The organism is Nocardiopsis sp. iso_186 (assembly GCF_056173365.1).
Map to the genome: position 1 here is coordinate 5,166,474 of NZ_CM149670.1, position 26,119 is coordinate 5,192,592.

General features: G+C 68.8%; 26 protein-coding genes. 15 read left to right on the plus strand and 11 right to left on the minus strand.

Annotation, left to right across the window (positions count from 1 at the left end; all coding sequences use genetic code 11):
- Nucleotides 1-35: 35 nt before the first annotated feature.
- From AC0VYP_RS22445 to AC0VYP_RS22460, 4 genes are all read left to right on the plus strand, one after another.
- Nucleotides 36-890 carry an exonuclease domain-containing protein gene (locus AC0VYP_RS22445; protein ID WP_475471700.1) on the plus strand — a complete coding sequence of 285 codons (855 nt, stop codon included), beginning with the start codon at nt 36-38 and terminating at the stop codon, nt 888-890.
- A gap of 178 nt (nt 891-1,068) precedes the next feature.
- Nucleotides 1,069-2,982, plus strand: a complete 1,914-nt coding sequence (locus AC0VYP_RS22450; RefSeq protein WP_475471701.1) for a BCCT family transporter — start codon at nt 1,069-1,071, stop codon at nt 2,980-2,982.
- Nucleotides 2,983-3,145: 163 nt separating this feature from the next.
- On the plus strand, nt 3,146-3,304 hold the full coding sequence (locus AC0VYP_RS22455) for a hypothetical protein (protein WP_285758387.1): 159 nt from the start codon (nt 3,146-3,148) through the stop codon (nt 3,302-3,304).
- 89 nt (nt 3,305-3,393) lie between these two features.
- Nucleotides 3,394-3,546, plus strand: a complete 153-nt coding sequence (locus AC0VYP_RS22460) for a hypothetical protein (RefSeq protein WP_285758386.1) — start codon at nt 3,394-3,396, stop codon at nt 3,544-3,546.
- A gap of 49 nt (nt 3,547-3,595) precedes the next feature.
- Here AC0VYP_RS22460 and AC0VYP_RS22465 read toward each other — a convergent pair whose 3' ends face one another.
- The 3 genes from AC0VYP_RS22465 to hemC all read right to left on the minus strand — a co-directional run bounded on the left by AC0VYP_RS22465 (nt 3,596) and on the right by hemC (nt 5,833).
- Nucleotides 3,596-4,315, minus strand: a complete 720-nt coding sequence (locus AC0VYP_RS22465) for a YidC/Oxa1 family membrane protein insertase (protein ID WP_285758385.1) — start codon at nt 4,313-4,315, stop codon at nt 3,596-3,598.
- A gap of 130 nt (nt 4,316-4,445) precedes the next feature.
- Nucleotides 4,446-4,748 carry a DUF6412 domain-containing protein gene (locus AC0VYP_RS22470; protein WP_475471703.1) on the minus strand — a complete coding sequence of 101 codons (303 nt, stop codon included), beginning with the start codon at nt 4,746-4,748 and terminating at the stop codon, nt 4,446-4,448.
- 143 nt (nt 4,749-4,891) lie between these two features.
- A complete protein-coding gene (gene hemC, locus AC0VYP_RS22475; protein WP_475471705.1) occupies nt 4,892-5,833 on the minus strand; it encodes a hydroxymethylbilane synthase in 942 nt (313 codons plus the stop codon).
- A gap of 221 nt (nt 5,834-6,054) precedes the next feature.
- Between hemC and AC0VYP_RS22480 the strand changes: the two genes are divergently transcribed.
- Complete coding sequence (locus AC0VYP_RS22480; protein ID WP_475471706.1) at nt 6,055-6,372, plus strand: hypothetical protein; 318 nt, start codon at nt 6,055-6,057, stop codon at nt 6,370-6,372.
- A gap of 36 nt (nt 6,373-6,408) precedes the next feature.
- On the opposite strand, the gene AC0VYP_RS22485 is transcribed toward AC0VYP_RS22480, so the two are convergent.
- Genes AC0VYP_RS22485 through AC0VYP_RS22495 form a run of 3 tightly spaced genes read right to left on the minus strand, consistent with a single transcriptional unit; the run spans nt 6,409 to nt 9,670 of the window.
- Complete coding sequence (locus AC0VYP_RS22485; RefSeq protein ID WP_475471708.1) at nt 6,409-7,008, minus strand: bifunctional 4-hydroxy-2-oxoglutarate aldolase/2-dehydro-3-deoxy-phosphogluconate aldolase; 600 nt, start codon at nt 7,006-7,008, stop codon at nt 6,409-6,411.
- Nucleotides 7,009-7,061: 53 nt separating this feature from the next.
- On the minus strand, nt 7,062-8,072 hold the full coding sequence (locus tag AC0VYP_RS22490; protein WP_475471710.1) for a sugar kinase: 1,011 nt from the start codon (nt 8,070-8,072) through the stop codon (nt 7,062-7,064).
- Nucleotides 8,072-9,670 carry an N-acyl-D-amino-acid deacylase family protein gene (locus AC0VYP_RS22495; protein WP_475471711.1) on the minus strand — a complete coding sequence of 533 codons (1,599 nt, stop codon included), beginning with the start codon at nt 9,668-9,670 and terminating at the stop codon, nt 8,072-8,074. Before AC0VYP_RS22495 ends, AC0VYP_RS22490 begins: the two co-directional genes overlap by 1 nt.
- Nucleotides 9,671-9,855: 185 nt before the next feature.
- Between AC0VYP_RS22495 and AC0VYP_RS22500 the strand changes: the two genes are divergently transcribed.
- Genes AC0VYP_RS22500 through AC0VYP_RS22510 form a run of 3 tightly spaced genes read left to right on the plus strand, consistent with a single transcriptional unit; the run spans nt 9,856 to nt 12,169 of the window.
- Nucleotides 9,856-10,593, plus strand: a complete 738-nt coding sequence (locus AC0VYP_RS22500; protein WP_475471713.1) for an IclR family transcriptional regulator — start codon at nt 9,856-9,858, stop codon at nt 10,591-10,593.
- 34 nt (nt 10,594-10,627) lie between these two features.
- Nucleotides 10,628-11,752 (plus strand): aminotransferase class V-fold PLP-dependent enzyme, encoded by a 1,125-nt coding sequence (locus AC0VYP_RS22505; protein WP_285758372.1) that lies wholly within the window; start codon nt 10,628-10,630, stop codon nt 11,750-11,752.
- A gap of 33 nt (nt 11,753-11,785) precedes the next feature.
- Entirely contained in the window at nt 11,786-12,169 is a 384-nt protein-coding gene (locus AC0VYP_RS22510; protein ID WP_285758370.1) for a RidA family protein, read from the plus strand.
- Between the two features lie 66 nt (nt 12,170-12,235).
- On the opposite strand, the gene AC0VYP_RS22515 is transcribed toward AC0VYP_RS22510, so the two are convergent.
- Nucleotides 12,236-12,640, minus strand: coding sequence for a C40 family peptidase (locus tag AC0VYP_RS22515; protein WP_285758368.1), 405 nt, complete (start codon nt 12,638-12,640; stop codon nt 12,236-12,238).
- 621 nt (nt 12,641-13,261) lie between these two features.
- Nucleotides 13,262-13,882: a TetR/AcrR family transcriptional regulator gene (locus AC0VYP_RS22520; RefSeq protein WP_475474339.1), complete on the minus strand. Its 621-nt coding sequence runs from the start codon at nt 13,880-13,882 to the stop codon at nt 13,262-13,264.
- A gap of 228 nt (nt 13,883-14,110) precedes the next feature.
- Here AC0VYP_RS22520 and AC0VYP_RS22525 point away from each other — a divergent pair, with 228 nt between their 5' ends.
- Complete coding sequence (locus AC0VYP_RS22525) at nt 14,111-15,697, plus strand: MDR family MFS transporter (RefSeq protein ID WP_475471715.1); 1,587 nt, start codon at nt 14,111-14,113, stop codon at nt 15,695-15,697.
- 102 nt (nt 15,698-15,799) lie between these two features.
- Here the strand turns inward: AC0VYP_RS22525 and AC0VYP_RS22530 are convergent, their stop codons facing one another.
- Together AC0VYP_RS22530 and AC0VYP_RS22535 are read right to left on the minus strand one after the other, a co-directional pair.
- Nucleotides 15,800-16,249 carry an N-acetyltransferase family protein gene (locus AC0VYP_RS22530; protein ID WP_475471716.1) on the minus strand — a complete coding sequence of 150 codons (450 nt, stop codon included), beginning with the start codon at nt 16,247-16,249 and terminating at the stop codon, nt 15,800-15,802.
- A 130-nt stretch (nt 16,250-16,379) separates the two neighbouring features.
- Nucleotides 16,380-17,591 (minus strand): hypothetical protein, encoded by a 1,212-nt coding sequence (locus tag AC0VYP_RS22535; protein ID WP_475471718.1) that lies wholly within the window; start codon nt 17,589-17,591, stop codon nt 16,380-16,382.
- Between the two features lie 363 nt (nt 17,592-17,954).
- Here AC0VYP_RS22535 and AC0VYP_RS22540 point away from each other — a divergent pair, with 363 nt between their 5' ends.
- Entirely contained in the window at nt 17,955-18,482 is a 528-nt protein-coding gene (locus AC0VYP_RS22540) for a gamma carbonic anhydrase family protein (protein WP_285758361.1), read from the plus strand.
- A gap of 347 nt (nt 18,483-18,829) precedes the next feature.
- Entirely contained in the window at nt 18,830-19,054 is a 225-nt protein-coding gene (locus AC0VYP_RS22545; protein ID WP_475471719.1) for a hypothetical protein, read from the plus strand.
- A gap of 113 nt (nt 19,055-19,167) precedes the next feature.
- Here the strand turns inward: AC0VYP_RS22545 and AC0VYP_RS22550 are convergent, their stop codons facing one another.
- Nucleotides 19,168-21,315: a heterodisulfide reductase-related iron-sulfur binding cluster gene (locus tag AC0VYP_RS22550; protein WP_475471721.1), complete on the minus strand. Its 2,148-nt coding sequence runs from the start codon at nt 21,313-21,315 to the stop codon at nt 19,168-19,170.
- A gap of 429 nt (nt 21,316-21,744) precedes the next feature.
- Between AC0VYP_RS22550 and dnaK the strand changes: the two genes are divergently transcribed.
- From dnaK to AC0VYP_RS22570, 4 genes are all read left to right on the plus strand, one after another.
- Nucleotides 21,745-23,595, plus strand: a complete 1,851-nt coding sequence (gene dnaK, locus AC0VYP_RS22555) for a molecular chaperone DnaK (protein ID WP_475471722.1) — start codon at nt 21,745-21,747, stop codon at nt 23,593-23,595.
- A 34-nt stretch (nt 23,596-23,629) separates the two neighbouring features.
- Nucleotides 23,630-24,331 carry a nucleotide exchange factor GrpE gene (grpE, locus tag AC0VYP_RS22560; protein WP_285758355.1) on the plus strand — a complete coding sequence of 234 codons (702 nt, stop codon included), beginning with the start codon at nt 23,630-23,632 and terminating at the stop codon, nt 24,329-24,331.
- Nucleotides 24,332-24,467: 136 nt separating this feature from the next.
- Nucleotides 24,468-25,631 (plus strand): molecular chaperone DnaJ, encoded by a 1,164-nt coding sequence (gene dnaJ / locus AC0VYP_RS22565; protein WP_475471724.1) that lies wholly within the window; start codon nt 24,468-24,470, stop codon nt 25,629-25,631.
- 5 nt (nt 25,632-25,636) lie between these two features.
- A complete protein-coding gene (locus AC0VYP_RS22570) occupies nt 25,637-26,053 on the plus strand; it encodes a heat shock protein transcriptional repressor HspR (protein WP_285758352.1) in 417 nt (138 codons plus the stop codon).
- Nucleotides 26,054-26,119 lie beyond the last annotated feature (66 nt).

A 26,119-nucleotide genomic window follows, 5' to 3' on the forward strand; every position in this document is an offset into this window, starting at 1 on the left:
TACGATTGCCGTGGTCGAGAGGACGGGGTCCCCCAATGCGCAATCGCTATGCCGGCAACTGCCGAACCTGCCGCACCCGGGTGGAGGCTGCGGCCGGAACCGCCGCACGCGAGTCCGGGCAGTGGCGGGTCTACTGCTCGGAGCACACACCGGTGCAGGACACCGGGGGGCGCGGCGGGCCGCCGCCGCGGGCCGATCATCCCGGCTGGCACACCGGATCGCTGGTCGGATACGACTGCGAAACCTCCTCCAATCTTCCTCGGGAAGCGTTCCTGGTCTCGGCCGCGCTGGTGGAGCCCTCCGGCGAGGCGCGCACCTGGTTGGTCAACCCGGGCGAGCGCGAGATCCCCGCGGAGGCGGTCGCGATCCACGGCATCACCACCGAGCGCGCACGGGACGAGGGCGTGCCCGCCGGTGAGGCCCTGGAAGAGATCGCCGGGCTGCTGGCCGCCCACCTCGCGGGCGCCGACCCGGTGGTGATCTTCAACGCACCGTTCGACCTCACCGTGCTGGACGAGGAGCTCGCCCGCCGGGACATGCCGACACTGACCCGGCGACTGGGCACCGCGCCCGCGCCGATCATCGATCCGCTGGTGCTGGACCGCGGCCTGGCCCCCTACCGCAAGGGTCCCCGCAACCTCGGAGCCCTGTGCGAGCTGTACGGCGTGGAGCTGCGCGAAGCGCACACCGCGACCGCGGACGCCTTCGCCTGCCTTCAACTCTCCATGGACCTGGCCTCCCGTTACCCCGAGATCGCCGCCCTGTCGTTGGCGGATCTGCACGCGCGCCAGATCGAGTGGGCCGCGGCGTACGCGAAGCAGCTCCAGGAGTGGCTGGACCGCTCCCGGCCGGAGCACGGACGGGTAATCGACGGCTCCTGGCCTGCATGAATCAGTGTTTCCCGACATCACGAATGTTACGGTCGTCCGGGATTGGGTACCGAGGTGTCGCCATCACCCCGATGAGCTGGTCCTTAGCGCAATCATCCCGACATGTGACTCTAAGTGTTGGGCCGAAAGCAAATGGTGACTCACAATTGGGTCAGGACGTAGGCGGCGCTTTGACCAAGTGATCCGCTCGGACACGGCCGGAGCCGCGTGTGCGGCCCTGGGCGTCTTGGCCCTGGCTGGAGAAGGAGGCGGCGCGGTTCCCGCGTCGATCACCGTGGCAAATCACAATCCGCACGCACAAGAGCAACAGCCCGGGAACGAACCGGACGAAGAGAATACCGAGCAGTACACCACCGAGGACCTCTTGTGGGAGCCCCCGGACGAGCTCAAGGCCGACCGCGCACCGCGGACGGACTGGCTGGTGTTCAGCGTCGCCGCGGTCCTCACCCTGGCCTTCGTGGTCTGGGGCTGGTGGGACAGCGAGGGGCTGGGCGAAACCGCCGCGAACATGCTGAACGGGCTGATCCACTACGGCGGCTGGGGTTTCGTCCTGGCCGCGTCCGCCTTCGTCGCGATCGCACTGTGGCTGGCCTTCAGCAAGTACGGCAACATCACCCTGGGCCGCGACGGTGAACCACCGCAGTTCAACACGCTGTCCTGGATCTCGATGCTCTTCGCCACCGGCATGGGCATCGGCCTGATGTTCTACGGTGTCGGCGAGCCGCTGAGCCACTTCGTGGTCAATCCGCCGGGAACGGGAGGCGGCAGCCAGTCCGAGGCCGCGGCAACGGCCATGGCCACCACCCTGTTCCACTGGTCGCTGCACCCCTGGGCCATCTACGCGGTCGTGGGCCTCGCAGTCGCCTACGGCACCTACCGGCGCGGACGCCGTCAGCTGATCAGCGCGGCGTTCATCCCGCTCATCGGCGAGAAGGCCGCCAACGGGCCGATCGGCAAGATGATCGACGTGCTGGCGATCTTCGCGACCCTGTTCGGCTCCGCCTGCTCCCTGGGCCTGGGCGCCCTGCAGATCGCCGGCGGTTTCCAACACCTCGGGTGGGTGGGCACCATCAGCACCGGGCTGCTCATCGGCATCATCTCCGCCCTGATGGTCGCATTCCTCCTCTCCGCGGTTTCGGGGGTCGAGAAGGGCATCCAGTGGCTGTCCAACATCAACATGGGAATGGCCGGCATCCTGCTGCTCTTCCTGCTGGTGACCGGCCCGACGGTCTACATCCTCGACCTGATCCCCACCGCCCTGGGCACCTACTTCCAGGACTTCTTCTCCATGGCCGCGCGCACCGACGCCATCGACGCGGTGAACCTGCCGGCCCCGCCGCCCGAAGAGAGCGCCTCGGCCTGGCTGTCCAGCTGGACGGTCTTCTACTGGGCCTGGTGGATCTCCTGGACGCCCTTCGTGGGCCTGTTCATCGGCAAGATCAGCCGCGGCCGCACCATCCGCCAGTTCGTGACAGGCGTCATCCTGGCCCCGAGCGCGGTGAGCCTCGTGTGGTTCGCGGTCCTGGGCGGCAGCGCCATCGACCTCCAGGCGTCGGGCACCGACATCATGGGCCTGGGCGCGGCAGAAGCCCAGCTCTACGGAATGCTGGAGTACTTCCCCTGGGGCACCGCGGTGAGCGTCCTGGTGGCGGTCCTGGTGGCGATCTTCTTCGTCACCGGCGCGGACTCCGCCTCGATCGTGATGGGCACGCTGTCCCAGCGCGGCGCCAACGACCCCCAGCGCATGATGACGGTGTTCTGGGGCGTGCTGATCGCCGCGGTCGCCGCGATCATGCTCGTGGTCGGCGGACAGGACGGCAACGCGCTGGAGGGGCTGCAGAAGATCACCATCCTGGTGGCCGCGCCCTGGACGGTCGTGATGCTGCTGCTGTGCGTGGCGCTGATCAAGGACGTCCAGCGTGATCCGCTGATCGTGCGCTCGCACAAGGCACGCGAGGTGGTGACGGCCGCCGTCGTCAGCGGCGCGCAGGACTACGACGGCGACTTCCAGATCGACATCTCGCCCTCCGAAGAGGAGGAGGGCGCGGTGAACGTCGCGGTCACCCCGCACAAGAAGCACCCGGAGAGCTAAACGAGGGCCGAGGCCGGGTTCCACCCCGGCCTGCGCCCCCCGTGACGGGCCCCTCCACGACGGTGGAGGGGCCCGTCCTACGTCGGGAACGCGTCGCCTGCCGGTGCTGGAAAGGGGGCTCCCCGCCGGGCCGCACCAACCCCCTGTCCGGAACGGGGTTCGCGTGGACAAGGTCATCGTGATCGTGCCGGCGGCCATCGGTGCCCTGCCGCTCCCCTTGTTGCCGGCAGTGCTCAAGGCCCTGGTGTGGATCATCGCGATCGTGGTCGTCCTGGTGGTCGGCGTCAAGGCATGGAGCCGGACGGACCGGTCCCCGCGCTGACCGCGTGCGCACCGCATAGCCGCCGGACTGCGGGGTACACCCCTGACACAACACCGACGGAGTACTAACGAGCGAGCACGAGGAACGCGATGCTGAACCTGATCCTTGTCCTACTGGCCATCTGGCTGGTGCTCTCGGTGATCGGCCTGGTCGTCAAGGGCCTGTTCTGGCTCTTCGTCATCGGCGTGGTGCTGTTCCTGGCCACCGCCGCGTGGGGCTGGTTCCAGCGGGCTTCCCGGTAATCCGACACTTCCCGTTCGGTGGCGCTTCCGCCACCGAACGGTAGCGATGTCAGCCGGTGACGAACCGGCGCAGGATCAACCGCTCGGCGAGCGTCCAGACCCCCGTGGCCACCATGTAGACCCCCGCGGCAACCGGGACGACGGCCAGGGCCGCGATCATCCCGTAGGGGAGATAGCTCATCATGGCCATCCCCGGCACCGGCGGCTGCCCCGCGGACGCGTTCTGGGCGAACGCGGGAAGGGTCAGCCAGCGCCGGGTCGCCCAGGCGATCAGTGCGAGCAGCACGATCAGGACCGCGAAGACCGGGAGCGAGCCCGCGTCCAGCGGCAGCAGGGTCGAACCCAGCGGCGTTCCCCCCAATCGATGGGTGAGCAGTTCGTTGGCCCCGCCACCGATCTCCGCGGTGACGAACAGCCCGTACACCGCGATGAACAGCGGCATCTGCGCCAGCGTGGGCAGGCAGCCCGCCAGCGGTGAGGTCTTCTCCTTCGCGTAGAGCTTCCGGGTCTCCTGGACGAGTACCTCGGGCTTGCGTGCGTGGCGCTCCCGGAGCGCGGCCAGCTGCGGCGCAAGGCGCGCGCGGGTCTTCTCGGCACGGACCTGGAGGTAGCTGAGCGGAAGCAGCACCAGGCGCACGAGAACGGTCAGACAGACGATCGCGGCGGCACCGGCGGCCGTCCCGAACAGTGGGGCGAGGCCGCCGGTCAGGGCGGTGACGGTCGCGTAGGCGATTGTGACGAGTACGGCGATCGGTCCAAAGGAATACATGTGGTGGGCCCCTCGGCTGGAGTAGTGATCACAGGCGAGAAGGCCGCGCGACGGGTGGGCCACGGGGTTGACGAAGAACGGCAGCGACAGGTGGTGTCGAAGGCGACCCTGGTGGGAGTGGGCAGTCCGGCTACGCGGCCAGGAGGGCCGCGCCGGGGGCTCGGGGCCTGGTCTTGCCCGGGGCGTCGGGGTCGCGGGAGACGATCGCGGTGGCGCGCCTCTCCCTGGTGCGCATGGCACCGCGCCATGCGTGGATGCGGGTGTCGGCGAACGGCCATGAGCCGTATCCGCGAGCGGTGATCCACACGATCGCGGTGCCGACGGCGAGGATCGCGAGCAGCGCGAAGGGCCCCAGGCCGATCTGGTCGGCAAAGACGCCGAGGCCACCGGTGCCGAAGAAGAGCGTGTGGAACAGCGTGTAGATGAGTTCCATGCCGCCCCTCCCTCTCGTCCCGGACTCCGGTTGCGTCCTCACCCTAATACGCCCGCGCAGGTCCGACGCCACCGGTCCACGTCCCGGGAGACGACGGACCGGTGGCACCCGAAAGACGCACGCCGAGCGGCCGAACCCTTCGGTCAGACCGTGATGAGCGCGCCCACACCCCTGCTGAGCAGGCCCGCAGAGACCCTGGTGCCCAGTCGGGTGGGACGGTTGGCCGCGTCCTGCTCGCAGATCTCGACCAGGTGGCGTCCGTCGCGGGTGAAGACCAGGCCGCGCATGGACAGGCGACCGTCGGGGGTGCTGGTGCAATGTCCCGCGATGGGACTGTCGTAATGGGCCCGCAGCCCGTGTTGGAGGGTGCGTTCGGCGGTGATGTGGCTGCGGGCCACCGGGACGTCGATCGTGTAGAGCAGGTCCGACAACCGGTCGTCGTTGACCCGACAGGCCACTCCGATGGCGGCGGCACCGATCGGCGGGCACATGACGTCGAGCCCGAGGACCTCGACCGCGCGGGTGGGCGGCTGTGGACGGGCGATCTCCGAGCGTGCCACGACCACCGCCTCGTACCCGCGCCCCGTGTCCAGGGTCTCGATCTGGCTGTCGGCGTCACCGTAGGTCGAGTGCACCCGTACATCGGGCCGGTGGCGAAGCAGTTGGCCGGCGCGGTGGACCGAGGCGGTGCCGACCGCGCTGCCCGTGGGGAGCTCGTCGAGCGAGCGGTAAGGGGAGCCCTGGCGAAAGACGACGACGTCGTGGACGTCGGGCCGTTTCAGGTACGCACCGAAGGTGACGCCCTCGGGCAGGGGCGCGTCGCAGGGGACTTCCTTCATCCAGTGCACGGCGAGGTCGATCTTGCCGTCGAGCAACTGTTTGTCCAGTTCGCGCTTGGCGAGCGTGCGGCCGTGCAGCGAGGCGGGACCCCCGACCCGCCGTTCGGCGGCGGGTTCGATCCCGAGAACCTCGATGTGGGCCCCCGGTAGGCGCTCGGCCACGAGGGCGCGCACTTTCCGGGCGTGCTCAAGAGCGGTGTGTGAGGTCCGAGTACCTATACGTAACAGTTCTTGTTTGGGGGACACCCCTTAACGATAGGCACGGCGAGGCACCGTCAACAGAAATTTAACGTGTTGGAAACATATGAAATCGGGACCTCCGTCTCGCTCACACCAAGCCTTGGTCATGAAACGGAATAGACATGCCCATGCGCCGACCGTGTTGCCCGCTGATCAGGCGATGCGCGGGCTAAACAACCATCAGAAGGAACAAGGAAGCCGCGCCGCTTGAATCAAGGAAGCCAACTGTGCCGATCCGCCCCAATAACCTCACCACGATGTCCGCGACCATTGCCGGGGCAGCGAGCTTCGTGAATCGGTGCCCGCGTGCGGAACTCCGCGCGACGATCGTCTTCGAATCCGGCTACCGCCAGGTGGTGGAGGAATCCAACGGGCACCCCCTGGCCCGGGGGCAAGGGGGAATCGTGGCGATGGAGACCTCCGAGGACACCCGGTACACGCTTTTCGGCGGCGCGACGTGCCATCCCACCCTCGCTCTTCGGTCCGGCCGGGGGCCGGTGCAGTTCCCGACACCGGTCAGGGCCGGATCGATCATCCTGGAGTGACCCCGGGGCACGGCCCCACTCCCCCCGGAGCCGACGTCAGTCGGCAAGCAGCGCGCCCAGCGCGTCCACCTGGGCCGGGTCCGACAGCGCCGATCCGACGGCGACCACCCGCGCCCCCGCCGCCAGGTAGTCCGGGGCGTTGTGTGCGTCCAGCCCGCCGGTGGCCACGATCTTCAGGCGCGGGAACGGCCCGCGCATCGCAGTGAACCAACCGGTGCCCAACGCGGTGGCCGGGAACGCCTTCACCCATTCCACCCCGTGCCGCATCGCCTGTTGCACCTCGCCCGGCGTGGCGACACCGGGCAGGTGCGGCAGACCGGCCGCGACGGAGGCCGCGAGCACCGCCGGGTCGAAACCCGGCGCGACCGTGAAGGCCGCTCCGGCGTCGAGCGCCTGCGCCACCTGCCCGCCGGTGATCACCGTCCCCGCGCCGACGATGCGCCCCCTCTCCACTCCGGCTGCGACGGCGGCACGGAGCGCGTCCACGGCAGCGGGGGTCTGGATGGGCACCTCGACGAGGTCGATCCCCAGGTCCCAGGCCCGGACGGCCAGTTCGACGGTTTGGGTCGGCGGCAGTCCGCGCAGGATCGCCATGATGCGGTGCCCGGTGAAGATCTCGTCGAAGTCGTGTGCCATGGTCTCTTCCCTGTCACTCGGCGCGATGGCCGGCCGGTCGGCCGGCACCCTGGTCAATGCCCTTGGGCGGTGGCGATCGGATCGGTCGGACGCACCCCCGGGCCGGGAACCGCCAGCCGTTCCCAGTCCGGCGGCGTCAGGGCGAGCAACCGGGCCCGCTCCTCCGGATCCGGCGGGTCGGCCAGATCGTTCCTGCTCCGCAGGACGGCGGCCGCCGCGATGTGCCCGAGACGCAGCCGTTCCCGGATGGGCCGGCCGTCGAGCAGACCGGAGAGGAAACCGGCGGCGAAGGCGTCCCCGGCGCCGACCGGCTCCACCACGGCCACCTCCGGAGCGGAGACGAACGTCCGCCGCCTCCCCTCGTAACAGGTCGCGCCGACGTGCGCGTCCTTGACGACCAGAAGCGGAACGGTCGGCAGCAGCGCGCGCACGGCGTCATCGGTAGGCGTTCCCCACAGTCGCTCGGCCTCGTCGCGGCCGACGAAGACGAGATCGGCGGCCGAGGCCAGCTCCAGTAGCGGACCGGCCGCCCGGGCCGTCCCCCACAGTGCCGCCCGGTGGTTGACGTCGAAGGAGACCAATGGGCCGGCCGGTTCCCGGCCGATCAGCAACCGCCGCACCAAGGCGGCGCAGTCCGGGGAGAGCGCGGGGGTGATCCCGGAGAGGTGCAGAACGCGGGTCAGACGCAGAACCGGGTCGCGGGCCAGGTCCGGGCCCATCGCCGAGGCGGCCGAGCCGTTGCGGTGGTAGTGCACGGCGCTGCCCTCGGGCGCGGGGTCCTTGAGGTAGAGCCCGGTGCGCCGCGCGGCGTCCACGCGTACCCGGGACACGTCCACCCCGTGGTCGGCCAGTGTGCGGGTGACGGTCCGTCCGAACCGGTCGTCGCCGACCCTGCTGATCCAGCCGGTGCGGTGCCCCAGCCCCGCCAGCCCGCACGCCACATTGGACTCGGCGCCGCCGATCCCGACGGCCAGCTCCGGATGTTCGTCCAGGGCGACGGTGTTGACCGGGGTGAGCAGCGCCATCGTCTCCCCCAGGCACAGCACGTCGAACTCGGGGCGCATCAGCGTGCCCGGCCGGCCGAACGCAGCGAGCGGCCGGGCAACCGCTCGGACCGCACCCCGTCGGCCACGGTGAACTCGCCGTTGACGAGCACGTGGGGGATGCCCACGGGGGTCCGCGTCGGAGCGTCGTAGGTGGCGGTGGCCGCGACGGTGTCGGGATCGAAGACCACCACGTCGGCCGCTGCCCCCGGACGCACCGTCCCCCGGTCCGCCAGCCCCAGACGTCGGGCCGGCCGGGAGGTCAGGTGGGCGACGCACTCCTCCAGGCCGAGGACCCCGAGTTCCCGAACGTAGTGCCCGAGATAGCGGGGAAAGGTCCCCCATCCCCGGGGGTGGGGTTTGGCCCCCACCAGGATCCCGTCGCTGCCGCCGGTGTGCGCGGAGTGGCGCATGATGGTGCGGACGTTCTCCTCGTTGCCGACCTTGAGCAGGCAGCCGGTTCCCATCTCGTCCTCGACCAGCAGGTCGGCGAACAGTTCACCGGGGCGCCGACCGCTTCGGGCCGCGAGGTGCGCCACCGAGTGGCCCACCGCCCAGGCCAAGGCGTCGGACCGTACACCGGTGATGACGATCGACGACCAGTCCACCGGCACCCCGTGGTTGCCGTCGGAGCCGACCACCTCGACCTCGTGCAGCAGCAGTGCGCGCTCAGCGGGGTCGCGCAGCCGCTCCACCGAGGCGGCCACTCCTCCGGCGTGCGCGCGGCTGGGCAGGAGCGAACCGAGGTACGTGGCGCTGGCCAGGTAGGGGTAGCTGTCCAGCGAGACGTCCGTGCCGGAGGCCAGTGCCGCGTCCACGGCGGCGAGCACCTCCGGGGCGCGGCCGGCGTTGAGCGGAAAATTGACGTGGCAGTGCGCGAGGTGCAGGGCGACCCCGGCGCGACGGGCGACGTCCAGGCACTCCTGATAGGACTCCACCACACGGGAGCCGTAGTTGCGGTGGTGGGGGCAGTAGTAGCCGGCTGCGGCACGCACCGGCTCCAGAAGCGCGACGATCTCGTCGTCGTCCGCGTACATGCCGGGGGTGTAGGTGAGCCCCGCGGACAGCCCGAACGCCCCGTCCGCCATGCCGCGGGCCACCAGGGCGCGCATCCGGTCCAGCTCCTCGTGGGGGGCCGGCCTGTCCTCCGTGCCCACGACCGCCATACGGATGTTGCCCTGCGGAACGAGGTAGGCCACGTTGACCGGGGCGCCGGCGTCCACCAGGTCCAGGTAGTCGGCGACACTGCGCCAGGCGTAGTCGAGGTCGGGGGTGCCGTTCCAGCCGGCGATCTGCTCGCGCACGGCCGGCATGGTGGCATCGGTGACCGGGGCGTAGCCGAGTCCGTCCTGGCCCAGGACCTCGGTGGTCACCCCTTGGGCGACCTTGGCCTCGTGTGCGGGGTCCGCGAGTACGGCGAGGTCGGAATGGGCGTGCATGTCGATGAACCCGGGCGCGACCACCAACCCGGACACGTCGATCCGCCGCCCGGGGGCGTCGCGGTCTCCGGGCTCGGTGACCGCGGTGATGCGCCCCTGGGCGATCGCCACGTCCGCACGGCGCCTCGGCGCCCCGGTCCCGTCCACCAGCACGCCGCCGGCGAGCACCAACTCGGTCACGTGTCTCCTTCGGTCGGCCGACCACTCCCGCCCACTGCGTTGCAACATATGCAACGCATGCGGCAGTATATGCACCACGGCTTCCCGGACTCCACCCCTCGGGGGGCGGTGCCCCGGCATCGGGCCGCCACCGGCGCCGTCCGCACCGGCCGCACGGCGCAACCCCACCGGAGGAGGGAGCGGACATGTCGCAGACCGTTCAACGGGCGATCACGATCATCGAATCCCTCGCCACCGAGCCGCGCACCCTGGGTGAGGTCGCCGACCTCCTGGGCGTCCACCGGTTGACCGCCCTGCGCCTACTGCAAACGCTGGAAGCGAGCGGGTTCGCCCGCCGCCTGGGCGACGGGCGCCACGCGGTGGGCACCCGGCTGATCGAGATCGCCCAGCAGACCCTGGAAACCCTGGACCTGCGCCCCCTCGCCGCGCCACACCTGCGGCGCCTCCACGCCACCTGCGGGCACACCCTGCACCTGGCCCAGCTCATCGGCGACGAGGTCCTCTACATCGACAAGCTGGAGAGCAGCGACGGCGTACGGATGTACTCCCGGGTGGGCCGTCCTGCGGCACCACACGCCAGCGGAGTGGGAAAGGCGATCCTGTCCCAGCTCCCGCGCGAACGCGCCGACCGACTGCTGGACGCCGCCGAACCGCTGACCGCCCACACCGCCGCCTCCCTCACCGACCGCGCCGCACTGGCGGTCGAGATCGCGGCCACCGCCCAACGCGGCTGGACGGTGGACGACGGCGAGTTCGAGGACTTCATCAACTGCGTGGCCGCGCCGATCCGCAACAGCACCGGCGAGATAGTCGCGGCGATCTCCATCACCTCGCTGCGCGTCATCGCCCCGCTCGACGAACTCCGGGCACTGGTCCCCGACCTGCTCGACACCGCACGCGCGATCGCGCACGAACTCGGGTAACCGACCGCCGACGACCGACAGGGAGTGTTTGGACTTGGGACTGCACGAGACGCTCGGCCTGCGCCGCGTGATCAACGCGAGCACCACCTTCACCGCCCTCGGCGGCTCACTCATGCCCCCCGAAGTGCTGGACGCGATGCGCGAGGCGGCCGGCGCGTTCGTGGACATGCACGAACTGCACCTGGCGACAGGCCGGCGCATCGCCGCCCTGACCGGCAACGAGGCCGCCTACGTCACCTCGGGCTGCGCGGCTGCCATGGTCCTGGGGGTCATGGCGTGTCGGACCGGGTCCGACCCCCGACTGATCGGCCTGCTGCCCGACGCCCCGGGGCTTCCCGACGAGGTCGTGATGCACACCGCGCACCGCATCCCCTACGACTCGGCCGTCACACTCGCCGGGGCGCGGGTCAGGGCGATCGGCAATGTCATCCAGACCTTCGACTGGGAGCTGGAAGCCGCCATCACCGAGCGGACCGCTGCGGTCCTCTACGTGGCCGGACCGCACCTGGCGCGCGGGGCCCTCCCCCTGGCGGACGTCGTGCGGATCGCACACGGACGCGGTGTCCCGGTGATCGTGGACGCGGCAGCGCAACTGCCCCCCGTCTCCAACCTGTGGCACTTCAGCACCGAGGTGGGCGCCGACCTGGTGACCTTCAGCGGCGGCAAGGCCCTGCACGGCCCCCAGGCCAGTGGGTTGATGGTGGGGCGTGCCGACCTGGTCGAGGCAGCGCGACAGAACGGCGCCCCGTTCCAGCGACTGGCCCGCCCGATGAAAGCCGGGAAGGAAGAGATCGCCGGCCTACTGGCAGCGGTCGAGCGCTACCTCGGCCTCGACCACGCGGCCATGGCACGCGGCTGGGACGCGGTCCTGGAGCACTGGCGCACGACCCTGGCGGATCTGCCCGGTGTGACGGTCGAGCGGGAGCCGCTCAACGAGGCCGGCCAACCGGTTCCTCGCCTCCGTGTGGGTATCAACCCGGAATCGGCCAGGACGGGGGCGGCGGCGCTCGTGCGCGACCTCCTCGCGCACGAGCCCGGCATCGCGGTCCTGCCGCACGAGGAGTCGGGATCGGTCCTGGGCTTCTGGCTCGGTGCCGATCTGCTCCAGGAGGGCGAGGCCGCGGTGGTGGCCGACGCCCTGCGCACCCGACTGGCCTGAGCCCCACCACCGAAAACGACTAGGAGCGATCGAATGAGCAGCAAGCAGGAAGTCCGCACCGGCGCGGCGCCGAAGCCCGCCGGAGCCTACAGCCAGGGCGTCGTGGCCGGCGGGTTCCTCTACACCGCGGGGTTCGGCCCCCAGGTCCCCGAGACCGGTGAGGTCGCACCGACGGTGGGCGAGCAGACCGCACAGGTCCTGCGCAACATCCAGGCGGTGCTGGCCGAGCACGGGCTCACCCTGGACGACGTGGTGAAAAGTACCGTGCACCTGGAGAACCTCAAGGCCGACTTCGCCGAGTACAACGCGGTCTACGCCGAGTTCTTCACCGCCCCCTACCCGGTGCGCACGACGGTGGGCTCGGACCTGATGAACATCCTGGTCGAGATCGACGTCGTCGCGAAGCTGCGGGACTAGCGGTCCACTGCGGCGCCTCGTTCCTCTGCGGAGCGGGGCGCCGCGGCACGTTCGGAGGCGAAGGGGTCAACTGATCCGGCGCGCGGAGTGGAACTTCCCGTTGTAGTACACCGACATGTCCACGACCTGGACCCGCTTGCCCGAACTGGGGGCGTGGACCATCTTGTTGTCGCCGAGGTAGATGCCCACGTGGCTGACGCTCGGGTAGAAGAACACGAGGTCCCCCGCACGCATGTTGCTCCGGGAGACCGCCGTCCCCTGCTTGACCTGTTCGTAGGTGGTCCGCTTCAGCGTGACCCCCGCCTGTCTGTAGGACCACTGCACAAGTCCGGAACAGTCGAAGGCGTTCGGGCCGGTGCCCCCGTAGCGGTAGGGCGTACCGACCTTGTTCGTGGCCGCGTCGATGGCCTCCGTGACAGCGTCCGAGCCGGCTGCTGCGGGTGCTGCTGCAACCAACCCGGCAGTGGCCATGACAGCGAGTGCCGATAGAGCCGCAGCAGTGCCGACCATACGGTGTGCACTGTTACCAGTCTGCGATCGACCGAAAACCCCGAAGAAAGACATCGCTAAATTCCCCATTGAACTGGTCAAATGCCGCATGGACAGCGGGCGACGAAGCAACGTGCCCACCGAAACACACGGGCGCGGCGGCTCCAGAAATCAATAGGAGGGCGGCGTGTCACCGGCAACGCGGGGCCCGGAGCACCCGCCGGCAAACGAGCCGGAATTGGCTCGGACAGCGGCGAGACGCGACCGCCGGAACACCCGAAACGGTCGGCACCGACCGGGACCCCGACGCCGAATTGCACAAAAAATGCGCCCTGAGCTGGAGTTTTATCCAAAACCGCACCTGGCACTGACCCGAGCATCACCATCCGCCTATTGCCAGTCCGAAACCCACGAGCACGGCGCCCGAAACTGGTGAGGATGGTCACTCTCCGCTTCGGGGGCAACGATCGAACGCCAGTCCGGCAGACCGTTTCTTTGCGCGCCCTCGACCTTTCCGAGAGCATCGAACAGCCGGGGCACCACGTCGCCCCTAGGACCGGCCCAGGCCCCGAAATGCGGCGAACAGCAGGAAAACCAGCCGGATCAGTCGCCCGGTGGCCCCGATTGCGGGGACACGGTTTCGGCCAGACACGCGGCGATGATGCTGGTGAACCGCTCGGTCAATTCCCCGGCGTCCCCCTCGGCCAGGGCGGTGGCGCCCTCGACCCGGCGCAGCGTCCCCAAACCGAGGATGGTGAGGACGGCCAGGGACGCCCGGGTGCGGGCATCCGGACCGCTGAGGTGCCCCGCCAGCGGTACCAACATCGCGGACTCCAGGCGTTCGGCGTAGATGGCCTGAAGGTCGGGGTCGCCCGCGGAGTGTTCGAGAGCCCGTTGCAGCGGTGTCGCCTCACCGCGCGCCCGGTGGACCAACTGCTCGGCGATACGGCGGGGAAGGGTGGCAGGGTCGCCTTCGAAAACGCCGGGGAAGACCGCCTCCTCGGCGACGACCTCGGCGAGCAGTCCGCGCTTGGCCCCGAAGTAACGGTTGATCAGAGCGACGTTGACCCCGGCGTGCGCGGCGATCCGCCTGGAGGACACCTGGGCGTAGCCGTCCCTGGTGAACAGTTCTCTCGCGCTGTCCAGAATGCGCTGCCGGGTGGCCTCCCGATCGCGCACCCGGGTGTGATCAGCGCACTCGTCAACTGCTTCGGGCCCATCCATCTCAGGTTCTTCCTCGCTCATATCCGGCGTCTCGTTCACTCGCGCCCCCCAATCATCCGGCATCACACCACCGCCCTCCGGACGACCGGGAACCAACTTGACAAGTCAACACCGTTTACTTATACCGGTAGAAGACTCCCGCCCATCCGCATGCCGCCGCGGCGCGCCGGCATGCCGAAACGCACGGGCGGGCGAACACGGGTCACAGACGAGTCGGGGGCTCCCAGCATGAAGCAGGACACAGCATTATCCGAGCGGCCGGCGGTCGGGGCCACCCCGACCGGACCGGACCCGGAGCGGGCCGCCCCCCGCTACACCGGCGGTCAGATCAGGAACATCCTGATCGGCCTGATGCTGGCAATGCTCACCTCGATGCTCACCAACTCGATCGTGGGCACCGCGCTGCCGACGATCATCGGTGAGCTCGGCGGACAGGACAAACTGGCGTGGGTGGCCAGCGCCTCACTGCTCACCATGACGGCCACCACCCCGTTGTGGGGCAAGCTCTCCGACATCTACGGGCGCAAGCCGCTGTTCCAGGTGTCACTGGTGATCTTCATCGCCTCCTCGGTCGCGGCCGGGTTCTCCACCGACATCTCCTGGCTGATCGGGGCCCGCCTCCTCCAGGGCGTGGGCATGGGCGGACTGGTCTCTCTCCCGCAGATCATCCTCGGCGACGTGGTGGAACCGCGCGAGCGCGGTCGCTACTCCGGGTATTTGGGCGCGGTCTTCGGGGTCTCCACCGTCGCGGGCCCCCTGCTCGGCGGATTCCTCGTGGACAGCCCGCTGGGCTGGCGCTGGTGCTTCTTCATCACGGTCCCGCTCGCCGTGGTCTCCTTCGGTGTCATCCAGTGGCTGCTTCGGATGCCCGCCCACGAACGGACCGCCAACAAGATCGACTGGTGGGGTGCGACCTGCATCGTCGGCTCGGCGGCCGCGGTCATGCTGCTGCTCAGTCTCGGCGGCAAGGAGTTCGCGTGGAACTCCCCCGTCACCTACCTGTTCATCGTGGTGGCACTCGTCCTGGCCGTCTCAGGCGTCTTCGCCGAACGCCGCGCCGAGGACCCGATCATGGCGCCGCGGTTGTTCCGCAACCCGACCTTCGTCCTGGCCGGGTCGGCCTCGCTGCTGGTCGGCGTCTCGATGTTCGGGGTGATGATCTACTTCCCGCAGTATTTGCAGATCGTGAAGGGCATGAGCCCGACCGCCTCCGGATTGATGACCCTGCCCCTCGTGGTCGGCATGCTGTCCGCCTCCATCAGCTCGGGCATGCTGGTCAGCCGGACCGGTAAGTGGAAGATCTACCCGGTCGCGGGCATGCTCCTGGTGAGCGCGGGATTCGGTGTCCTCAGCCTGCTCCAGGTGCACTCCAGCCTCGCCCTGGTCGGGACAGGGGTCGGGCTGATCGGGCTCGGGCTGGGACTGTCGATGCAGATCCTGATCCTGGCCACGCAGAACGCCCTCGACCGCGCCGACATGGCCGCCGGCACCTCGGCGGTCACCTTCTTCCGCAACCTCGGCGGGGCGATCGGCGTCTCGGCGTTCGGCGCGATCATGACGAACTCGTTCAGCAGCGGCTTCCGTTCCGTGGGTGCGGAAGCGATCGCCGCGGGAGCCTCCCCCGACGAACTGGCGGTGGCGGCGACCGGCTCGCCCGCAGCCATCCACGCGCTTCCCGACGCGGTCCGGGAACTCGTGCTGGGCGCGTTCAACGACGCCATGCACCACGTCTACGTGGTCGGCGCTCCCGTCGCCCTGGCCGCCTTCGTGGTGGTCCTCTTCTTGCGTCCCACCCCGCTGCGCTCGCACACCTGATCCGCGTCTTCCCGGCCGGTCGTCCTTCGGCGGCCGGCCCTTCGGCGTCCGCCCTGCCAGGAGGACACGGTCCGCGGCGGACACGCACCGGCACGCCGGCACTCAGAAGTACCGGCGGAAACCCTCCGCGGAGTTCTCGAAACCGACCGCGAGGTAGAAGTGGTGCGCGCCCTGCCGGGTCTCGTGCGAGAGGAGTTCGACCTTGTAGCAGCCCGCGGCAGCGGCTCGGGTCATCGCGTCGTCGATCAGCGCCCGACCGATACCGCGACGGCGGTAGGCCGCATCCACCACCACGTTGTTCACGACCGCCCACGGCTGGGCGTCATGGGTGAGGTTGGCGACCACGATGAGATCGAGGGTGCCGATGATCTGCCCGCGGCGCTCGGCGACGAGGACGGTGCGCTCGGGGTCGCTCTCGATCCGGGTCCAGGCACGTACCGCTGCCGAGGACATGCGGACGGTGCCGCTCTGCGCCGGGGCGGAGTCGCCCATGTCGCGCAGGAGCCGCAGGATGGCGCCGAGGTCGGAGCGGATGGCCGCACGGATAATCATGGTTTTCGGCATCGTAGCCGACAGCAACGGACAAGACCGACGTTGCCCCACATCAACCCACATCAGCGGGCTAAATCAATGAAGTGGGGCCGGGTTCTTCCGGCCCCACTTCATCATCGGCCCGACCGCGTCACGGGCGAATGATGCGCACACCTTCGGTGGCCTCGTCATCCGGGGACGGCTTGGCCTCGGGGTGCCGGTAGATACCGGTCATGCCGGGATCGTTGATCGGCGGCATCTGGGCGGTGGGCTCCTCGGTCGGAGTCGGCGCGGGACCCGAGTAGCGGAACCCCTGCGGACGCTGAGGGTTCTGCCGGACCGGCTGGGAGGACGGCCCGGACTGCTCCGCGGCAGCCTTGGTGTCCTCCGGGCTGATCCTGGCGGTCGCCTCGTCGTCGGGGTTCAACTTGATGGTCGCCTCGTCGGCGTCGGCGGGAGCGGGGCGTGCCGGAGCGTTCTGGGCGGGCTGCGGCTTGGCCGGAGCGGGCCGCTGCGGGGCGGGCTGCTCGTTCTTGGCCGCCGCCTCGTCCTTCACGGCCGCAGGCGCTGTCGGTGCGGGAGGCGCGCTGGGCGCGGAAGGCTTGGCGCCCTCGGCCTTGGGCTGCTGAGGCTTCGCCTCCTTGGCGTCCTTAGCGTCCTTGGCCTCGTCGCCGTCTGCGGTCTCCGTGCCGAAGTCGGCGCGGGAGAGACCGTTGTCCAGTGGACCCGCCTTGGTCTCGGCCTGGAGCAGCTCGGTGAGCGTGTCGCGCATGTCGCTGAGCCTGCGCGCGGCCTCGCCGTGGGTCGCGGTGAGCGTGGCGAGACGGCGGTCGGCGGTCTCGTGGATGCGCGTCGCGCGCGCCTCGGAGTCGGCCAGCTTGCGCTCGGACTCCTCCTTGGCCTGCTCGCGCAGCTGCTCGGCCTCCTGCTTGGCGGAGGTGACCAGCTCGTTGGCCTGGTCGCGGGCGCTGCCCACGATCCGCTCGGCGTGCTCCTGGGCGTCCTTGACCTTGGCCTGCGACTCCTCCTGCGCCGACGCGCGGATGTCACCGACTTCCTTGTTGACCTTGGAGCGCTTGTCGGAGGCTTCCTCGTCGGCGATGCGCAGGATGTTGGCCAGGCGCTCGCTGATCTGCTCGTGCTCCGGCTTCACCACGGCCTTGGCCTTGGCCTCGGCGAGCTGGCGGCGCAATTGCTCCAGCTCGTCGTGGGCGCGCGCCAGCCGCTCCTGCAGATCACGGATCTGGTTGTGGTTGCGGACGACGAAATCGTTGACCTGATGTTTGTCGTAGCCCTTGCGCGCGGTGGGGAAGGCTTCCTCGCGGAGGAGGTTCGGCAGGATCTCTGTGCTGTGCTCGTTCATGTCCTAATCAACCGGGTTGACTGAGAGTTGGAGGGGGTGCACGACTAGTCCCTGCCTATCATTCCCATAACATCTGGAACACACATAGGGGAGCGGGATTCCATATCTTTACCGGGACGGCAGGATCCGGCGAGGAGACGGGCCGTGTGCGAGGCGTGGCGCGATGGTGACCGCCAGAGGCTTCACAGTAGTAGTGAGGCGTCGGGGCCGCCCTCAGCGGCCAGTGTGTGGTGGGTGACGATACGGGCCCGCCGCATGCGCCGGAGGCGCGCACCTACTAAGGTATGCGCGTTCTCACCCCGGTGTGGCTGGATCGGCCATTCCGTTACCACGTAACGCTCGTCCGGCGAAGGAGATCGGCCCATGATCGACGCCCTGATCGGAGACGCGGCCTTCGGTGAACCGACGATCCACCCTGACGCATGGATCGCCCCCGGGGCAGTCGTTGTGGGACGGGTGCGCATAGGCGCGCACAGCAGCGTCTGGTACGGATCGGTCCTGCGCGCCGACACCGAGGACATCGTCATCGGTGAGCAGTGCAACATTCAGGACCAGTGCGGTCTGCACGCCGACCCGGGCGAGCCGGCCGTCCTCGCCGACCGGGTGAGCCTGGGGCACCAGGCGATGGTGCACGGAGCGGTCATCGAAGAGGGTGCACTGATCGGAATCGGCGCCACGGTCTTGGGGGGAGCGCGCGTGGGCGCAGGAGCGCTCGTGGCTGCCGGAGCGCTGGTGCCACCGCGCAAGGTCGTGCCCGCCGGAACGCTGTGGGCCGGGGTCCCCGGCAAAGTGATCCGGGAACTCACCGACGCCGACCTGGCCGTATTCGCCCGCACACCGGAGAAATACGCGGGCTACGCACAGGAGCACCGTCAGGTCGAGTGGCGCTAACCGATTTCCGGGCTACCCGGAAATCGGGAACACCTCCACCACACTCCGACCCGCCTGATCATCTCCGCAGTTCACAGCAATTGACCGAGTTCGCTTTTCCCTGCTCAAAAGAGAGAAAATCGGTCTACTAATTCGGTCTCCCTAGCCCATAGGGCATGCGAAATGCCACGAATCCATGGCATTGAAGAACTACATCAGCAGGCAGATCGAAAATGGTCCTGATGGGCCATGCCCCGCCTGGCTACCGCCGCGTAATCTTGATATCGACACTGAACGGCGGCCCTCCCTCGGCTCCTCCGAATCGGCAGGGCTTTCCCCTGCCGGGGGACTGTTCGTATTGGAGGCGGGTGCCGGTGGACACAAACCTCGACACGCGTCTGCACGATGACGTCGCTCTGGCCGAGATCGACCTCTACACCGACGTCCTGGTCGCAGCGGCGACTGCGGTAGGCCGGATCAGTCCCGAAGAACTCGACCGGGTGCTGGGACTTCCTCCCTCCGTTGCCCCGGTCCCGCCGGCCCCGCGTGCTCCGCACACCGTGCGTCGCCGGGTGCGCATGCCTCGCCGCTGACCGGGCCCCGGCCCCCTTCCGGTCCGCCCGACCGGCAGCCGCAACGACGCGGGCCCCTGGGGAGGGCGGTCTCGCCTTGTTCCCCCGGGGCCCGGTCCCGCACGTGACAGTGACTAGACCGCCGGCTCCTCGGCCGTCGCAGGCTGCTCGCCCTTGACCGAGCGGAGCAGGAGCTGGGAGACGTTGACGACCTCCAGAGTCTCCTTCGCCTCGCCCTTGGACTTCTTCTCGTTGATGGCATCACCGAGCATGACCTGGCAGAACGGGCAAGCCGTGGACACGGTGTCGGGGTTGGTGGTCAGGGCCTCGTTGACCCGCTCGGTGTTGATGCGCTTGCCGATGCGCTCTTCCATCCACATCCGCGCACCGCCCGCGCCGCAGCAGAAGCCGCGCTCCTTGTGGCGGTGCATCTCCACGGTCGTGATCCCGGGGACCTGGGCCATGATGTCGCGCGGCGGGGTGTAGACCTTGTTGTGCCGCCCCAGGAAGCAGGGGTCGTGGTAGGTGATGTTCTCCTCGATCGGCTGGACCGGGGTGAGCCGTCCCTCGTCCACGAGTGCGGCCAGCAGTTGACTGTGGTGGACGACGTCGTAGTTGCCGCCCAGCTGCGGGTACTCGTTGCCCAGGGTGTTGAAGCAGTGCGGGCAGCTCGCCACGATCCTGGTGACGCCGACCTCGTTGAGGGTCTCGACGTTCTGCTGGGCCAGCATCTGGAAGATGAACTCCATGCCCAGGCGGCGCGCCGGGTCGCCGGTGCACGCCTCCATCCCGCCCAGCACCGCGAACTTGACCCCGGCGATGTGCAGGAGTTCGGCAATCGCCTTGGTGGTCTTCTTCGCACGGTCCTCGAGCGCGCCCGCGCAACCGACCCAGAACAGGTACTCGGTCCCCTCGGGCAGCTTGTCCTCGACGACAGGGACCTCGAAGTTGACCTCGGAGATCCAGTCCATCCGCTTGGTCTCGCTCATCCCCCACGGGTTGCCCTTGTTCTCAAGGTTCTTGAGCAGGCTGTTGGCCTCGGAGGGGAAGTTCGACTCGATCATGACCTGGTAGCGACGCATGTCCAGGATGTGGTTGACGTGCTCGATGTTGACGGGGCACTGCTCGACGCAGGCACCGCAGTTGGTGCAGGCCCACAGGACGTCGGGGTCGATGACGCCGTTCTCCTCCTCGGTACCCACCAGCGGGCGGCTGAGCAGGGCGAGGACGTCGTCATGGATGTCGGGGGTCTGCTCGTTGATCCCGGCCGTCAGGTAGGGCGCCTTGGCATAGGCGTGGTCGCGCAGGTCCATGACCAGCTTCTTGGGCGAGAGCGGCTTGCCGGTGTTCCAGGCCGGGCACTGCGACTGGCAGCGGCCGCACTCGGTGCAGGTGGTGAAGTCGAGGAGGCCCTTCCAGGTGAAGTCCTCGACCTTTCCGACCCCGAAGGGGTCCTCGTCGGGGTCGGCCTCCTCGAAGTCCAGCGGCTTGCCGTCCTTGTTCAGCATCTGCTTGGCCGGGCCGAGCGCGACGCTGCCGTCGGCGTTGCGCTTGAAGTAGATGTTGAAGAAGGCGGTGAAGCGGTGCCACCCGATCCCCATCGTGAGGATCTTGCCGATCATCGCGAAGAACAGGAAGGACAGCACGAGCTTCACCGTGGCCACGACCGACAGACCGATCTCCGAGGGCGGCAGAACCGCACCCAGGGCGTGTGAGACGGGGGTGGCCCACACCGGGTAGGGGAAGTGGTCCATGGCCACGCGGAAGCCGCGGATCAGGAAGATGCAGAGGTAGATGCCGAAGATGTAGGCCTCGACGTAGTAGGCCTGCCAGTGGGTCGAGTTGGCGAACCGCGACTGGCGGCCCAGCCGGCGCGGTCCTCGCACCTGGCGGTAGACGGCCAGTCCCAGGATCGCCAGCGCGCCCAGGGCTGCGATGAGCTCCATGGCAAGGCCGTAGACCGCCCACTCCCCGATGATCGGGATTTCGTAGTGCGGGTTCCAGACCTCGCCGAACGCCTCGACGATAGTGAAGAACAGCGCGCCGAAGGACACCATCACGAACCAGTGCGCGACACCGATCCACCGCCACTTGAGCATGCGGGTGTGGCCGAGCGTTTCGACCAGCATGTTCGTCAAGCGCTTCCCGAACGGACCCTGACGGTCGGTCACCGGTTGGCCGAGGCGCACGGTTCGCACGACATGGCGGATGCCAATCGCGAACATCGCTGTCCCGACCACGGCGAACGCAACCGAAAAGATCCCCAGAATCACGTGGAGCATCGTCCGCGGCCTCCATCCTGCTTGGCTCAGGTCTCCCGATGCGCCACACACCGGGGATCAGAAATTTATGTTACTAGCGAGTAGTGCAATGCCGGCCGGTGCCCCTACGGGAGGGCATCCGCACCGGAAGCCAGATGACTCCTACGTTAGTGATCAGCGTGCGCACCCCCTGACGCAGGCTCGCCGCGCGAGCGCCCCCGAGAGGCCGAACGCCATCCCCTGAGCCGGGTCAAGGTCTTCCCTGAAAAGCCCCTTGGTTCGTCGATTCCACGGGAAGAAGACGATCGGAACGGGAACAAGTGACCCCACAGCCACGTTGATCCTTCATGCAAGGAAAGTTGAGCCGACCCGACTCAACTGATTTGACAGCAAGCAGATCCCGAAGCAATATTGCGCTAGTACGACTCAACTTTCACGGAGGATGCACTCATGGCACGTGCGGTCGGCATCGACCTGGGTACGACGAACTCGGTCGTCTCGGTCCTGGAGGGCGGCGAGCCCACGGTTATCGCCAACGCCGAAGGCGCCCGGACGACCCCGTCCGTCGTAGCCTTCGCGAAGAACGGCGAGGTCCTCGTCGGCGAGGTGGCCAAGCGTCAGGCGGTGACCAACGTCAACCGGACCATCCGCTCGGTCAAGCGCCACATCGGCACCGACTGGACCGTCGAGATCGACGACAAGACCTTCAACCCCCAGCAGATCAGCGCCTTCGTTCTGCAAAAGCTCAAGCGCGACGCCGAGGCGTACCTGGGCGAAGAGGTCACCGACGCGGTCATCACCGTCCCGGCCTACTTCAGCGACTCCGAGCGCCAGGCCACCAAGGACGCGGGCAAGATCGCGGGCCTCAACGTCCTGCGCATCATCAACGAGCCCACCTCCGCCGCGCTGGCCTACCACCTGGAGAAGGAGGAGGAAGCCACCATCCTGGTCTTCGACCTGGGCGGCGGCACCTTCGACGTCTCACTGCTGGACGTCGGCGACGGCGTGGTCGAGGTCAAGGCCACCCACGGCGACAACCACCTCGGCGGCGACGACTGGGACCAGGCCGTCGTCAACTGGCTGGTCGAGCGGTTCAAGAACAGCAACGGCGTCAACCTGGCCAAGGACAAGATGGCGCTCCAGCGTCTGCGCGAGGCCGCCGAGAAGGCCAAGATCGAGCTGTCCAGCTCCAGCGAGACCTCGATCAACCTCCCCTACATCACGGCGTCGGCCGAGGGCCCGCTGCACCTGGACGAGAAGCTCAGCCGAGCCGAGTTCCAGCGCCTCACCTCCGACCTCCTTGAGCGCACCAAGGCTCCGTTCCAGCAGGTCATCCGGGACGCCAGCATCGGCGTCAACAAGATCGACCACGTGGTCCTGGTCGGCGGTTCCACCCGTATGCCGGCCGTCGTGAACCTGGTCAAGGAGCTGACCGGCGGCAAGGAGCCCAACAAGGGCGTCAACCCCGACGAGGTCGTGGCCATCGGCGCGGCCCTTCAGGCCGGCGTGCTCAAGGGCGACGTCAAGGACGTCCTGCTGCTCGACGTGACCCCGCTGTCGCTGGGCATCGAGACCAAGGGCGGCGTGTTCACCAAGCTCATCGAGCGCAACACGGCCATCCCGACCAAGCGCTCGGAGATCTTCACGACCGCCGACGACAACCAGCCTTCCGTGCAGATCCAGGTCTACCAGGGCGAGCGCGAGTTCGCCCGGGACAACCGCCGCCTCGGGGTCTTCGACCTCACCGGCCTGCCCCCGGCGCCGCGCGGTGTCCCGCAGGTCGAGGTCGCCTTCGACATCGACGCCAACGGCATCGTCAACGTCACGGCCAAGGACCTGGGCACGGGCAAGGAGCAGTCGGTGACCATCTCCGGCGGGTCCGCCCTGCCGAAGGAGGACATCGACCAGATGATCCGCGACGCCGAGCAGTACGCCGACGAAGACCGCAAGCGCCGTGAGGACGCCGAGGTCCGCAACAACGCCGAGTCGCTGGTCTACCAGACCGAGAAGGTCATCGCCGACAACGACGACAAGATCCCGGCCGAGGTCAAGACCGAGACCCAGGAGGCCGTCGCCGAGCTGAAGAAGGCTCTCGAAGGCTCCGACATCGACGCCATCCGCTCCGCGAGCGAGAAGGTCGCGCTTTCCAGCCAGAAGATCGGTTCCGCGATCTACAGCCAGAACCAGCAGAGCGGCGACTCCGCGGACGCCCCGGGCCCGAACGCCTCCGCCGACGACAACGACGTCGTGGACGCCGAGATCGTTGACGAGGAGCAGCCCAAGCGCGAAGGCAACGCCTGAAGTCCGCGGCCAGTCGAAGAGGAGGCGTAGCTAAATGGCGGTGCCGGAGAACGAGAACGGCAACGAACAGCAGGGCCCGGTGATCCGCGACAAGCGGCGCATCGACCCCGAAACCGGTGAGCTGCGTACCCCGGAGCCTGCCGAGGAGCCGACTGCGGCGCCCGAGGCAGAGCCGGACGACGCTGCGGAACCCGTAGTCGCAGAGGAGGTTCCCGCGCTCGACGACACGGAACTGTCGTCGCTGCGGGAGGAACTCACCGAGCGCACGAACGACCTGAAGCGGTTGCAGGCGGAGTACGTCAACTACCGCAAGCGGGTCGAGCGCGACCGGGTGGTCGTGCGGGAGCAGGCGCTGGCCCAGGTCCTGGGCGAGCTGCTGCCGATCCTGGACGACATCGGGCGGGCCCGCTCCCACGACGAGCTGAACGGCGGGTTCAAGTCGGTCGGCGAGTCGCTGGAGTCGCTGGTGACCAAGTTGGGGTTGAAGAAGTACGCGGAGCAGGGCGACGAGTTCGACCCGAACGTGCACGAGGCCCTGACCATGGTCCCCTCCCCCGGCGTGAGCGTGCCCACCGTCCTGGAAGTGTTCCAGCCCGGTTACCTCATCGGTGAGCGCATCATCCGACCGGCCCGCGTGGTCGTGGCCGGGCCGGGTGACGATGCGCCCGCGCCGCAGCCCGCGGCCGAGACGCCCTCACCCGCCGAGGCCGAGGCCCCGGCCGAGGGCGAGCAGTAGTGAACCGGGGGCGGTGCGGCCGAAACCGCGGCACCGCCCCCGGCCTTCCGCCGAACACGGCGGATCCGGCCCTTGGCGGCCGGGATCGGCGGGGGATGCAGACACAACGGACGAGCACAGGGAGAAGCAGGCGTCGATGAGCACCAAGGACTACCTGGAGAAGGACTTTTACAAGGTCCTCGGAGTCTCAAAGACGGCCACGGCTGACGAGATCAAGTCGTCCTACCGCAAGCTCGCCCGTAAGTACCACCCCGACGCCAACAAGAGCGACGCCGCGGCGGAGAAGACCTTCAAGGAGATCTCCGAGGCGTACAGCGTCCTGTCCGACGAGAAACGCCGCAAGGAGTACGACGACGCCCGTTCCATGTTCGGCGGGGCCTACCGCCCCAATGGCGGCGGCGGGGCCGGCGACTTCAACCTCGGTGACCTGTTCGGCCAGGGAACCCCGGGTGGTGCCGGCGGCGCAGGCGGCGAGCGGCTGAGCGACCTGTTCGGGGGCCTGTTCGGCGGACGCGGAGGCCGGTTGACGACCCAGGCCAGACGCGGCGCGGACGTGGAGACCGAGGCGAAGCTGACCTTCGCGGAGGCCGCCAACGGGGTGACCCGGTCGTTCCATCTGACCTCCGAGACTTCCTGCCCGACCTGCCGGGGCACCGGGGCCAAGGACGGCAGTGCGCCGCGGGTCTGCCCCAAGTGCTCGGGGACCGGGCACGAGAACAAGAACCTGGGCGGCTTCTCCCTGTCGGAGCCGTGCAGCGAGTGCCGGGGGCGCGGACTCGTCGTCAACGACCCGTGCACCACCTGCCACGGCAGCGGACGCGGCAAGAGCACCCGCACGATTCAGGCCCGGATCCCGGCAGGCGTGTCCGACGGCCAGAAGATCCGCATCAAGGGCAAGGGCGCGCCGGGCGAACGAGGCGGCCCGGCCGGAGACCTATTCGTGGTGGTACATGTGCAGCCGCACCCGGTGTTCGGCAAGTCCGGTGACAATCTGACCATCACCGTCCCGGTGACCTTCCCCGAGGCGGTACTCGGCGCGGACGTCCGCGTCCCGACGATGAACGGTTTCCCTGTCACCGTCAAGATTCCCCAGGGCACACCCAACGGGCGCACGCTCCGGGTCCGCGGCAAGGGTGCCCAGCGACGCGACGGCACGGTCGGCGACATGCTGGTCACCATCGAGGTCGCGGTCCCGCAGAACCTCAGCAGTGAGGCTCGGCAAGCCCTGGAGCAGTTCCGCACCGCCACAGCCGACCAGGACCCGCGCAGCGACCTCGAAGCGCGGGCTAAGGGGGCGTAAGAGCCATGACCACTCCCGCGTTCGGCGATGACACTCCGGTCTATGTCATCTCGGTGGCGGCGGAGCTGTCCGGGCTGCACCCGCAGACCCTTCGGCAGTACGACCGGCTCGGTCTGGTCTCACCGGGCCGGGCGTCCGGACGTGGACGGCGCTACTCGATGCGCGACATCCAGCAGTTGCGGGAGGTACAGCGGCTGTCCCAGGTGGAGGGCATCAACCTCGCCGGGATCAAACGCATCCTGGAGCTACAGCGCGAGGTCACCGAGTTGCGCGAGCACCTGTTCCATCTCCACAACGAGATGGAGGCGGCGCGTGCGGCAGTGCGGCGGGCCGCCGGGGTCGCACGCCCGGACGCCCCGGGCGGCGAGCTGGTGCGCCGCACCCGGCTCACCATCTTCAACACCCACCCCCCCGAGCAGTAGGCCCTGGTCACGGCCCCGAGGCTCGGGGACGTGCCGGACCACAGGCACTGATCCGACTGTTCTCGT